12 protein-coding genes are annotated in these 11,720 nt (G+C 63.2%); 3 read left to right on the forward strand and 9 right to left on the reverse strand.

The features are described from left to right. Window positions 1–5 precede the first annotated feature (5 nt). Entirely contained in the window at window positions 6–1,307 is a 1,302-nt protein-coding gene (locus ACZ2GY_RS16810; RefSeq protein WP_277357586.1) for an aminotransferase-like domain-containing protein, read from the forward strand. 58 nt (window positions 1,308–1,365) lie between these two features. On the opposite strand, the gene ACZ2GY_RS16815 is transcribed toward ACZ2GY_RS16810, so the two are convergent. The 4 genes from ACZ2GY_RS16815 to ACZ2GY_RS16830 all read right to left on the reverse strand — a co-directional run bounded on the left by ACZ2GY_RS16815 (window position 1,366) and on the right by ACZ2GY_RS16830 (window position 6,201). Beyond that, on the reverse strand, window positions 1,366–2,781 hold the full coding sequence (locus tag ACZ2GY_RS16815) for a dihydrolipoamide acetyltransferase family protein (RefSeq protein WP_471672581.1): 1,416 nt from the start codon (window positions 2,779–2,781) through the stop codon (window positions 1,366–1,368). Window positions 2,782–2,791: 10 nt separating this feature from the next. Continuing rightward, on the reverse strand, window positions 2,792–3,766 hold the full coding sequence (locus ACZ2GY_RS16820) for an alpha-ketoacid dehydrogenase subunit beta (protein WP_277358960.1): 975 nt from the start codon (window positions 3,764–3,766) through the stop codon (window positions 2,792–2,794). Then, complete coding sequence (gene pdhA, locus ACZ2GY_RS16825) at window positions 3,766–4,938, reverse strand: pyruvate dehydrogenase (acetyl-transferring) E1 component subunit alpha (RefSeq protein ID WP_471672582.1); 1,173 nt, start codon at window positions 4,936–4,938, stop codon at window positions 3,766–3,768. Before pdhA ends, ACZ2GY_RS16820 begins: the two co-directional genes overlap by 1 nt. A 123-nt stretch (window positions 4,939–5,061) precedes the next feature. Continuing rightward, window positions 5,062–6,201 carry a histidinol-phosphate transaminase gene (locus ACZ2GY_RS16830; RefSeq protein WP_277358962.1) on the reverse strand — a complete coding sequence of 380 codons (1,140 nt, stop codon included), beginning with the start codon at window positions 6,199–6,201 and terminating at the stop codon, window positions 5,062–5,064. Window positions 6,202–6,305: 104 nt separating this feature from the next. Between ACZ2GY_RS16830 and ACZ2GY_RS16835 the strand changes: the two genes are divergently transcribed. Further along, window positions 6,306–6,710, forward strand: coding sequence for a phage holin family protein (locus tag ACZ2GY_RS16835; protein WP_471672583.1), 405 nt, complete (start codon window positions 6,306–6,308; stop codon window positions 6,708–6,710). Here ACZ2GY_RS16835 and ACZ2GY_RS16840 read toward each other — a convergent pair. Both ACZ2GY_RS16840 and ACZ2GY_RS16845 read right to left on the reverse strand, forming a co-directional pair. Further along, window positions 6,672–7,946: an alpha/beta hydrolase family protein gene (locus ACZ2GY_RS16840; protein ID WP_471672584.1), complete on the reverse strand. Its 1,275-nt coding sequence runs from the start codon at window positions 7,944–7,946 to the stop codon at window positions 6,672–6,674. The genes ACZ2GY_RS16835 and ACZ2GY_RS16840 overlap by 39 nt on opposite strands. Further along, window positions 7,943–8,242 carry a hypothetical protein gene (locus ACZ2GY_RS16845; protein ID WP_471672586.1) on the reverse strand — a complete coding sequence of 100 codons (300 nt, stop codon included), beginning with the start codon at window positions 8,240–8,242 and terminating at the stop codon, window positions 7,943–7,945. The genes ACZ2GY_RS16840 and ACZ2GY_RS16845 overlap by 4 nt, the downstream gene beginning before the upstream one ends. Window positions 8,243–8,412: 170 nt before the next feature. Here ACZ2GY_RS16845 and purB point away from each other — a divergent pair, with 170 nt between their 5' ends. Then, window positions 8,413–9,852, forward strand: coding sequence for an adenylosuccinate lyase (gene purB, locus ACZ2GY_RS16850; RefSeq protein ID WP_346027746.1), 1,440 nt, complete (start codon window positions 8,413–8,415; stop codon window positions 9,850–9,852). Here the strand turns inward: purB and ACZ2GY_RS16855 are convergent. Genes ACZ2GY_RS16855 through ACZ2GY_RS16865 form a run of 3 tightly spaced genes read right to left on the reverse strand, consistent with a single transcriptional unit; the run spans window position 9,849 to window position 11,527 of the window. Beyond that, the gene (locus ACZ2GY_RS16855; protein ID WP_346027747.1) at window positions 9,849–10,364 is read right to left on the reverse strand and encodes a 2'-5' RNA ligase family protein; all 516 of its coding nucleotides are present in this window, start codon (window positions 10,362–10,364) and stop codon (window positions 9,849–9,851) included. The genes purB and ACZ2GY_RS16855 overlap by 4 nt on opposite strands. Window positions 10,365–10,375: 11 nt before the next feature. Further along, window positions 10,376–11,278: an FHA domain-containing protein gene (locus ACZ2GY_RS16860; RefSeq protein ID WP_471672587.1), complete on the reverse strand. Its 903-nt coding sequence runs from the start codon at window positions 11,276–11,278 to the stop codon at window positions 10,376–10,378. Between the two features lie 3 nt (window positions 11,279–11,281). Then, the gene (locus ACZ2GY_RS16865; RefSeq protein WP_277358969.1) at window positions 11,282–11,527 is read right to left on the reverse strand and encodes a hypothetical protein; all 246 of its coding nucleotides are present in this window, start codon (window positions 11,525–11,527) and stop codon (window positions 11,282–11,284) included. Window positions 11,528–11,720: the final 193 nt, after the last annotated feature.

Consider the following 11,720-nt stretch of genomic DNA (forward strand, 5'->3'; position numbering starts at 1 on the left):
ATCGCGTGACCTCCCAGGATGAACTGAACTCAACGCTGCTGCCCGCCGAAACTGAAGTGGCCCTCGAACGGGCCGTGGATTCAGCTCACCGGCACGAGAATCTGTTCTCCGAGCGAGCCGCAAACATCAAGCAGTCAGCCGTTCGCGATGTCTTCGACATCTCCATCCGGCCAGGGCTCGTCTCGCTGGCCGGCGGCAGCCCCTATCTGAAATCCCTCCCCATGCAGGACCTCGGCAAGACCGCCGAGCGGATCATCGCCGAACACGGGCTGGAGGCCCTGCAGTACGGCGGCGGTCAGGGCATGGAACAGCTGCGCCGGCAGATCTGCGACGTAATGGCCGCCGAAGGCATCACTGATGCGGATCCCGCGGACATCGTCGTGACCACAGGCTCGCAGTCAGCTCAGGATGTGGCAGCCAAGGTGTTTTGTGACCCGGGTGATGTGATCCTGTGCGAAGACCCAACCTATGTCGGTGCACTTAACACCTTCGAGGCGTACCAGGTGGACGTTCAAGCCATTGAGATGGACGAGCAAGGACTGGTTCCGGAGCGTCTTGAACAGCGGATCGCGGACTTGCTCGCCGAGGGCCGCCGCATCAAGCTGCTTTACACGATTCCCAGTTTCAACAACCCCAGCGGCATCACCCTGGCGGCTGACCGTCGCCAACGGATTGTCGACATCTGCCGTGCGCACAACATCCTGATTCTTGAAGACAACCCCTACGGTCTGCTTCGCTTCGACGGTCACCCGCTGCCGCCGATGCGGGCGGAAAACCCTGATGACGTCATCTACCTTGGATCATTCTCGAAGATTTTCGCCCCCGGAGTCCGTCTGGGCTGGGCGCTTGTGCCCCGGCATCTGCACCGCCGGTTCTACCTTGCGTGCGAGGCAGTAGTGCTGTGTCCATCGCCATTGACCCAGATGCTGGTGTCGGCGTATCTGAGCGACTACGACTGGCAGGGCCACCTCGCCAACACCCGGTCGCTGTACAGCGAGCGGTGTTCCACCATGTTGAAGGGGCTTGCCGCGCACCTCCCCGAGGGCGTCAGCTGGACAACGCCGGACGGCGGTTTCTTCGTGTGGGTCACGCTGCCGGAGGGCGTGGACACCTATCCGCTGCTCTACCAGGCCATCGACGCGGGAGTGGTCTTCATTCCCGGTGCCGCCTTCACTCCGTCCGATGAGCCGTCGAACAAGCTGCGCCTCGCCTTCAGCGCCGTCTCACCCGAGGACATCGAAGAGGGCATCCGTCGACTCGCCCCGATCCTGAGGACCGCGATCGAGGAAAACGCGTCTCGCGCATAAAACACTACGACGCCGCATCGCCCCGAATATTCAGGCCCTGGGATCCAGTCCGGGAAACTTAGTCCAGGAGTAGAGCGGGTTCTTCCAGGATCGACGCGACGTCGGCCATGAAGCGGGCGCTGAGATCGCCGTCGACGACGCGATGATCGAACGATCCGCCGAGGGTGGTGATCCAGCGGGGAATCACCTCGCCGTCAAGCACCCACGGCTTTTGCTTGATGGTTCCAAAAGCTACGATCGCGACTTCACCGGGATTGATGATGGGTGTTCCGGTGTCGATACCGAGCGCACCAATGTTTGTCACCGTCAGGGTTCCGCCCTGCATCTCCGCCGGCTGGGTTTTGCCGGCCCGCGCACGGGCCGCCAGATCATTCAACGCCACCGCCAGTTCCTTCAGGGAAAGATCCTGTGCGTCCTTGATGTTCGGCACCATGAGTCCGCGCGGCGTCGCCGCTGCAATTCCCAGATTCATGAAGTGCTTGACCAGGATTTCCCGGTCCGTCCAGGTTGCGTTGACCGACGGGTTGCGCGCCGCCGCCCAGATGACGGCCTTCGCGAGAATGAGCAGCGGTGACACCTTGATGCCCTCGAAGTCGCGGGAGGCTTTGAGCCGCTTCACGAACTCCATGGTCCGGGAGGCATCAACATCGACGAAGATACTCACATGCGGTGCTGAGAAGGCGCTCTCCACCATCGCCCGCGCGGTGGCCTTACGGACACCCTTGACGGGGATGCGCTCGATCCGCTCCCCCTGCGGACGGGTGGCTGCACCCCAGAACGACGGCGCGTGGTCCTGCTCAGCGTCCCGCTGGGCCTGGTAACTCAGCAGGTCCTGTTTGGTCACCTCACCTGAGCCGCCGGTAGCGGGAACGTCGGCCAGGTCGATGCCAAGATCACGGGCGGCCTTGCGTACGGGCGGCTTCGCGAGGGCGCGCCGCACTGCCCCGGATATTGCTGCGGCCGTGCGGGAAGTCGGCGTCGCGGGGGATTGCACATCGGTGACGTGCCCCGCCGGTGGTGCGGGCGTCGTCGTCGTCATTGGGGTTGCCTGCGTGCCGGCGGGACGGTTGCTGCGCGGCCTGCGGCGGGAGGAATCGGCCTTGGGTCCGGTTCCGACCAGGGGTGCGTTGGCGTCCGCAGCCGTTGTTGCTGGCGCTGCAGGTGGAGTGACAAGTTCACCGGGGACGTGGGCCGCGGCCGGGGCATCGTCTGTGGCGCCGGGCTCGGCGAGTGCAGAGTCCGAAACGGAGATGATCGGGGTGCCCACCTCGACCGTCTCGCCCTCCCGGACAAGGAGTTCGGCAACCACACCGGCGTAGGGAGACGGCAACTCAACAAGCGATTTGGCTGTTTCGATCTCGACGATCACGTCGTTGACGGCGACGGTTGCACCGGGTTGTACCTGCCAACGGACAATCTCGGCCTCCGTGAGACCCTCGCCCACGTCAGGAAGGTTGAAGGTATTCAGCGTCATGGGAGTCCTTCTAGTAGGCGAGCACCGTGTCGAGCGAGTGCAGGATGCGGTCGAGGTCCGGCAGGTAGTGTTCCTCGGTGCGTGCAGTGGGGTACGGCAGGTGGAATCCGCCCACCCGGGTGACCGGCGCCTCGAGGGACAGGAAGGCGCGCTCAGTGATGCGCGCGGCGATCTCCCCGCCGATGCCACCGAAGGTAGGCGCTTCGTGTGCTATCAGCAAGCGGCCGGTCTTGAGTACCGACTCCGTGACGGTGTCGAAGTCGATCGGTGAAATGGACCGCAGATCGATGACCTCGACGCTTGTGCCGTCTTCAGCGGCCGCGTTCGCTGCGGCGAGAGCCACCGGTACCAGCGGCCCGTACGCCACAATGGTGGCATCGGTGCCTTCGCGGAGCACCTCTGCCTGGAACGGGCTGGCGGGCACCGCCGATACGTCCACTTCCCCCTTCAGCCAGTAGCGGCGTTTCGGCTCAAAAACGATCACCGGATCCGCGCAGGCCACCGCCTGCTGAATCATCCAGTACGCGTCATGCGGATTGGACGGGGTGATGATCCGCAGGCCTGCGGTGTGGGCGAAGAGCGCTTCGGGCGACTCTGAATGGTGCTCCACGCTCCCGATCCCGCCGCCGTAGGGAATACGAATGACAACCGGCGCGGTCAACAGTCCGTCGCTGCGGGCGTGAATCTTTGCCAGCTGAGTGGTGATCTGGTTGAACCCAGGAAACACGAACCCGTCAAACTGGATTTCGCAGATGGGGAGGTACCCCCGCAGGGCAAGACCGATGGCAGTCCCGATGATCCCGGACTCGGCCAGCGGGGTGTCCACCACGCGTTCCGCCCCGAACTGTGCCTTGAGCCCCTCCGTGACCCGGTAGACACCTCCGAGATCCCCGATGTCCTCGCCCATGAGGAGGGCACTAGGGTGCGCGCCGAGCGCGGCCCTGAGGCCCTCGTTGATTGCCTTGGCTATGGTCATCACTGCCATTAGCGGGCACCTCCCTCGACGTCGAAGCCCGCTTCATAGTCTCTCCAGGCTTTCAGCTCCTCCTGGATGAGTGAATGGGCCTCCGCGTACGTTGTGGCGAAGCGGTGCTCAAGCCCGGGCGCGCTCATGGACAGGACGGCGGTGCGCAGGTCCTTGGCGAGCCCCACCGCCTCCTCCTCCAGTTGCTGAAAGAAATCGTCACCGGTGCCGGCTGCGCGCAGGTGACGTTCTACACGGGTGAGTGGATCTCGGGCGACCCACTGCTCCTCCTCGGTGGCGAGGCGGTACTTCGTGGGGTCATCGGCAGTGGTGTGTGCACTCATCCGGTAGGTGAAGGCTTCGATGAGCACAGGTCCCCCGCCGTTTCGCGCGCGATCCAACGCCCAGCGTGTTACGGCCTGCACGGCGAGGACGTCGTTGCCATCAACACGGATCCCGGGGAAACCGTACCCCTGAGCGCGGTGCGCCAGGGGAACCCGGGACTGGACTTCCGTGGGTACCGAAATGGCCCAGTGGTTGTTCTGGCAGAAGAAGACCGCGGGCGCGTTGAAGGACGCGGCGAAGACCATCGATTCATGGACGTCGCCCTCGGAACTGGCGCCGTCTCCGAAGTAGGCCACCGTCGCGGCTTTTGGCAACGATGGCTCCGCGAACTGATCCCGCTGCATGCCCATGGCGTAACCGACGGCGTGCAGGCACTGGGCCGCGAGTACCAGTGTGTACAGATGGAAGTTGGTGTCCTTGGGGTTCCATCCACCGTTGGTGACGCCCCGGAACAGCTTGAGCAGGTCCGCGTGGGCGACTCCGCGCGCCACCGCGACGCCATGCTCGCGGTACGTGGGAAACGCGTAGTCCTGGACCTGCATGGCGCGTGCGGAGCCGATCTGCGCTGCCTCCTGGCCGCGCATCGGCACCCACAGCGCAAGCTCTCCCTGACGCTGAAGTGCGGTAGCTTCCTGATCGAAGCGCCTGATCAGGTACATGTCCCGATACAGCGCGGCCAGCTCATCCTCCGCGGGGAGATAGCCCCTGAAGGCCGAGCTCTTGAGCTCCCCTTCAGGAGAGAGCATCTGCACCATGCCGGACGGGTCCCGAGGGAACTCCGGCAGGTGCCGGGCGTCGAGCTGCTCCTCTGCATCAAACTCGGCCGCAGGCAGGCGGGATGTGGCCATACTGTGGATCCTCGCAGGTAATATTCCGTGGGCGTTATATCTATTCGACCGTTCATGCACTGCAGTGCATGCGCAATCCTACAAGAGTAACGACGACGGCGCCCACGTCCTATTTGTGAAGTGCTAGGAAACTCCCGGACCCTTTGTGTACGTTGCACAAAGCTCGAGGAACCGTGAGTTTGCCTCGGGTTCGCCGATACTCACCCTGATGCCTTCTACGCCGAAGGGCCGGACGGAGAGAGCCTGCTGTTCCGCCAATGCTGCGAATTCCGGCGTGTTTTCTCCGAGCGCGAGCCAGATGAAGTTACCCTCGGCCTCCGGCACCTCCCAGCCGAGGTGCTTCAGCCCGTCGACCACGCGGTTGCGTTCGTCAACGATCGTCTGAACCCGTTCCCGAACCTCGTCAATGTGCTGCAGGGAGGTGACTGCCGCATGCTCGGCAATCTGGGACACCGCGAAAGGGGTTGCACTGACACGAAGGTGCTCGGTGAGTGCCGGCCGGGAGATGGAGTACCCGACCCGCAGCCCGGCGAGGCCATGAGCCTTGGAGAAAGTGCGAAGGACAATGACGTTGGGGTAATCGCGGTATAGCTGAAGGCCCTCGACGGCCTCTTCTTTCCGAACAAACTCCACGTACGCTTCATCCAGCACCACAACGATGTTTCTCGGCACCTTGGCGAGGAAACCGCGCACTTCCTGCTCTGCCAACGCCGGGCCGGTCGGGTTGTTCGGTGTGCATAGGAGGATCACCCGGGTGCGGTCGGTGATTGCTGATGCCATCGCGTCGAGGTCATGGGTCGAATCCGGAAGCAGTGGGACCTGCACGCTCATGGCTCCGGCCAGTCCGACGCAGATCGGGTATGCCTCGAAAGACCGCCAGGGGTAGATGACCTCGTCGGGTGCGTCGTAATCGTTCTGACCTGCGAACGCGGCGAGGATCTGATTCAGCGCTCCGAGGCTTCCGGCGCCGGTGACGATGTCCTCGGGAGGCACTCCCAGAAAAGCCGCGAGTTCGGTGCGCAGTGTTGTAGTCATGGGATCCGGGTAGCGGTTGACTGCCGTCTGACTGCCAATCGCCTGCAGTACTGCCGGGAGCGGTGGAAGCGGATTCTCGTTTGAAGAAAGCTTGAAGCTTTGTAGGCCCTCGATCACTACCGGGGGTTTCCCGGCGGCGTAACGGGGTAGGCGGCCAAGTACGCTGCGCGGGTGGATGCGGGTGACCTCTTCCGCAGCAGCATCGGTGTGGTGTTCGGGTGCACTCATGTGCACAAGCGTACTGGGCAGGGGATGCACGTCGGGCGTCGGCGGAACACCGGAACTTCTGCCGGATCGATGAACCGCAACCGGAGATGTGACAGCATTGGTGCATGCTCAGGTTCATAGTGAGGGTACTCATCAATGCTCTTGCCCTCTGGGTGGCAGCATGGCTGCTGCCCGGCATCGAGGTGGGGTCGGAAGCCGCTGCTGAAGTGTCCACCAATGAAACCGTCGCAAGCGTGCTCTCGTACCTCTTCGTTGGTCTGGTATTCGGGATTGTCAACGCGCTGGTCAGGCCCGTCGTGTCCCTGCTCTCACTGCCCCTGACTATCCTTACCCTCGGGCTCTTCACGATCATCATCAATGCAGGCATGCTGATGCTGACCTCCTGGCTGACCTCCTTCACGCCTATCGGCTTCGTGGTTGACGACTTCTTCTGGACGGCGATCCTGGGAGCGATCATCATCAGCCTTGTCTCACTTGTTGCGGGTTCGATCACCGGAACCAGGCGTTAGCACCGGGCCCAGCTTCCGTTCGCTGCGTGGTGCGTTGGGCGGCGCCGGCTGCGGGCCCAGCAACGAAGGACGGGTGATCTGGAAAACGTGACGCTTGGCCGAGGCTCCCGTAACAGCCGCGCCGAGCGCCGCAGTAACCGGTGCAATTGAAGGGTGCGTGCTCAGGTCCACGGCTTGTGCGCCTTCTCGGTAACTGTCGATCTTGTGCGCCGGGCCTAAACCAAATTCTTCTCCTTCCGCCAGTTTGGCGTGGTGGTCGAGGACCACGGAAACCTGGTTGGGCTGGTCTTCACGCGGAAGGAGGTCTACATGGGGCACGATGTCCCAGGTATGGGCAAGATGGAGGAATGTGGTCTCATCGGGGGTTTCCTCCAGTTCCACCGGCGATCCCGCCGTCACAACGTGAGCGATGGAGTACTTCTCAGACACAGGGCCGCTGTTGGCGAGGTTCATCGCATGCATGCCGCCCTGGCTGTAGCCAACGAGAACCACTGAGGCGCCCTCTTCGGCATCTACGCCTTCCAAAGCGCGAGCCACAGCATCGCCGACGTACGCACTGTTCATTCCTCGCGCCTCTGCCACGCCATGGAAACTGAAAGGTTCTTCCCAACTACTCCCTTCCGAGCCTGGAATCACCACAACATAGGTAGATTCTGATTCGCCCGCCACTTCAAGGATCTCGAAGGCGCTTCCTGGCTCTGCGCTGGCGTGGGAGACCTGCGCCAACAAGTTGTCGACGGTTCCATCCAGGCGTGCGGTCTCCGATCGTGTGTGCTCGACGGTCAACGGAGCAGCCACCAGTGGGAGCGAACCAAAAGGATCTCCAGCAGTTCGCGTGTCACCGATGAGCCCACGAACCACGACATCAGCCGCCTCATACGCAAAGCGGCTCAACCGGATCTTGTCCGCGGTGCTCCGGAGCTCAGAACTGCTGTCAAGGAGCCTTCGGCGCGCCAGGTTGATCGCTTCTGCGGCCGCTGCGCCAGTTGAGAACGACGCGGCGGTAGCAACTGCGTTGCCTGCTGCCATCAACTGGAGCGTCGACAATCGGGCGTCCACAGCGGCAACGGTCTCGGCCACACTGCTTAGTTCTTGCCCAGCGTCTGCAACAATCTGCGCTCCCCTGTCCAGCTCATCCCATTGGAAGCGGATGCCTCCGACGCCGCCAATAACCCTTGCGACGCCGTCGACGTCCGGTGACGTGTGCACGGGTGTCAGGTCATGCTCGGTGCTCATATTTGCGAGCCGTTTGTTGTTTCGCCCATACGCAGTGCAACCCCATACCCCTCCATTGATACAGCGGCCTCACGCAAGAGAACTGATGCGCTGCGAAGGCCGGTTTCCCTCTCGATCAGATATGCGCGGAAATTGCGTCCTGCCGGAGATTCCCAGCCGATACTCCGAGCGACACCGAGCCGCTCGCGCACGGCGTCGACAACATCGGCCTGTAGACGCAGTTGTCTGGCGAAGTCGCGTGCTGCCTCGCTAGGCTCCTGCTCGCAAATTGAGCCCGACGACATACTGAGATACATGCTCCGCACTCTCCTCACCTCGCTGTTGTATCTGCCCATGACGCTAGGCGCCGACGAAGGTCCGGAGCTCGGCAGGCGGGGCGTATGTTGATATCCCGCAGGAATCCTGTGCCTGTGGAGGAGTTGTCACGCATGGGAGGTATACCGCCGGTCATGGAATGATTGGTCACATGCCGCACACTCCTTCCTCCCGGGTCAACCTTGCGTCCGTATCGATTCACCAGGGTGACAGCCAGGTGCCGATCGCCCTTGGGCCCCTCGACGGGAGATACCGTCCAGCAGTTGCTCCGCTGGTCGATTACCTGTCTGAAGCTGCACTCAACCGGGATCGCGTTCACGTTGAAGTGGAGTGGCTCATCCACCTCACCGGCAAGAGTGTCCTGCCTGGAACGGCTCCGCTCACAGACGTGCAGGAAGCAGCGCTCCGGGAGATTGTCAGCACGTTCGACGGCAGCGCCGTCAGCGAGCTTGGCGAAATTGAGCGGGTCACCGTGCATGACGTCAAGGCCGTTGAATACTTCATTGGAAGCCGGCTTGAAGGCATCGGCATCAGCCGTCTGAAACCCCTCGTCCACTTCGGCTGCACCTCAGAGGACATCAACAACCTGTCCTACGCTCTCGGAGTGAAGGGCGCAGTGGAGAATGTCTGGCTTCCTGCGGCGGAGGCGCTCGTGAACCAGGTCAAGGCAATGGCCAAAGAATCCCGGGCCGTCCCCATGTTGTCGCGGACCCATGGACAGCCCGCCACGCCCACCACGCTGGGCAAGGAGCTCGCCGTCGTTGCGCACCGCCTGTCCCGGCAGCTCGAACGCGTCCGCCGTACGGAGTACCTGGGGAAGATCAACGGGGCAACCGGCACCTTTGCCGCCCACGTCGCCTCCGTGCCGGGCGCCGAATGGCAGAGCATCGCCAGGGAATTTGTGGAAGGGCTGGGCCTGACGTGGAACCCGCTGACCACGCAGATTGAATCCCACGACTGGCAGGCCGAACTGTACGCCGACGTTGCCCGCTTCAACCGCATCCTGCATAACTTCTGCACGGACGTATGGAGCTACATCTCGATCGGTTACTTCGCGCAGGTGCCGGTAGCGGGAGCAACCGGTTCCTCGACCATGCCGCACAAGGTCAATCCCATCCGATTCGAGAACGCAGAGGCCAACCTTGAGATCTCCTGCTCGCTCCTGGATGTCCTGGCCTCCACCCTGGTGACCTCACGGTGGCAGCGCGATCTGACCGACTCCTCCTCCCAGCGCAACATCGGTGTGGCTTTCGGGCATTCACTGCTGGCCATCTCCAACGTCTCCAAGGGGCTCGATCGCCTGGATGTCGCGGAGTCCGTGCTGGCTGCTGACCTGGACACCAACTGGGAGGTCCTTGGGGAAGCCGTCCAGATGGTGATGCGTGCCGAGGCGATCGCTGGAACTCCGGGCATGGAAGACCCCTACGAGCGGCTGAAGGACCTCACCCGTGGACACCGCGTTGACGCAGCTCGAATGCGTGAATTCGTTCTCGAACTGGGGCTCTCAGCGGAGGCCGAGGAACGGCTGCTCGCTCTCACTCCAGCAACCTACACGGGCATTGCGGAACATCTTGTGGACCACCTCCGCTAACCGGTCGTGCTGCCAAGCGCCGTCGTCGTTTTTTCATGGCTGTCCCAGCGCCGCAGGGTGGGGAGAATGAGCTGGCCGTGATCGCCGGGCAGCAAGTCCAATGCCTCAGCCACCTGCCCCGGCGTCATGCCGCGGGCGAGCGTGATGTGCGGTACCCAGCGGTCAGGGACGCAGTTCCCGGTGACACCCGGCACGCCGTCGAGAGCTTGGTGCACGGTTTGATGAAAGTCAAGAAGTGCTCTACTGACGACGCCGAGGCGCGCCAGCACCTGGCCCCGGCCGGTCCTGAACAGCACCAGACCCGCCGTGTGGATGGGAAGCGGCAGCGCCTCGGCGAGCGCCGCAAGAGTGCTGTCATACTCAGCCGGAATCCGTGGCGCAGCCAGCAGGGTGATATGAGCGCGGTTCGAAGCCGCGGTATGCCGTGCCTGGGAAGGTAAGCCGGCCCGCTTGAGGATGTCCCAATCTGAGCGCAGAAGCTCCTCCCCGGTTGCTTCGAGGAGGAGTTCCACACTGTCCATCGTCAGTGCGGATTCTGCCGGTAGTCTCCGATGCCGAAGGAGCCGTCTTCCTCGACCGTGCCTGATCTTGGATCGTATTGCGGCCGCTGGTACGCCATCTCGCCGCCGCTGCGGCCGCCGAATGGACGCCCGTGGTCGGCATATTCCTCGCGGAAGTATGCGAGGCACCAGTCACCGAGCTGGACACGTGCGCCGGTCCTCAGGATGGACGGTCCGTCCGACCGCACACTTCCCCGAACGGGTCCATGCGGTATGAGCACGTACTCGTCGTCGACGTTGTGCTCTACTGTGGCATGCACGGGAAGCAGGCCGTCGAGCACCAGGTCGGCGTCCGGCGAGCTTCCTATCACCAGCTTCTCCCCAACCAGATTCACTTCACGAGGGACCTGCCCGTTCCAGGTCTCGGAATCCTGCACGAAGATGAGGCGCGGACGCCCGCTGCCCCTCGTGTGGTGGGTGGTGGTCACCTGGCGACGGATGCGGCGGTTCACCGTGGGAACGAGGGGAAACGGGGTCGACGGCGGCAGTAGCGGCACGCTGGATTTGCGGCTGCCGCCCCGGATCAGAGGAGCCAGTGCCGTGATTGAGCCCGCACGGATGTGCGCTGACCGCGTCATCAGGCGCTGGGCCATGGACGTTTCCACCTTGCCGATGCTTACCAGGGTTCCGGCAGGACCGGCGATGGTCACGGTGAGGCCCTTGGTGGCCAGGTTCGCTGCGAGCTCGCGGACACTCTCCAGAGAGGGCATACCCCCGAAGCCTGCTACCGCTGGATCCTCGCAGTAGATGGTCACCTCGGACCCGGCCGCGCTGACGGTGCCGCTTGTGGCGCGGGTGGATCCGCCGTCGTCGTTCTCCGAGAATGAGAAGGCGAGATCGATGTCGAGGCGTACCCGCTGTGACACGGGTCAGCTCCGGTGGGTGTCGGAGCCCGCGGCGTCGTTGTCGCTGGTGGTGACCCGTACGGTTCCGTTCAGCTTCCAGGTTGCGCGGGGTGCGTCCGGGCCGATGTCCCGCGGCACTTCGACGGTCATGTCGATGAAGCTGTAATTGACGGCAGCGCCCTTACCGGTGAGGTAGGACCACATTTCCTCGGCGAGGTCTGCCCAGTCCCGGATGCTGCGGTTGTTATCAACAGAGGTGTTTTCAGACATGGCGAATTTTCCTTGCGTACTTTCGGTTCTGTCCGGCGCCCTCTACCCGCCTGACCTGACAAGTCCGAGCCTAACCCGCGCCGGCCCACAAGTGAACCCTTCATCCACAGACTGGCAGAAGCTGTCAGTGCGGACTGCCAGAATGGGGCCATGGCATTCGACCGGTACCCCGTCCGGCGCGTGGAGGAGGCCC

It is taken from the genome of Arthrobacter sp. KKT183 (genome assembly GCF_055657625.1).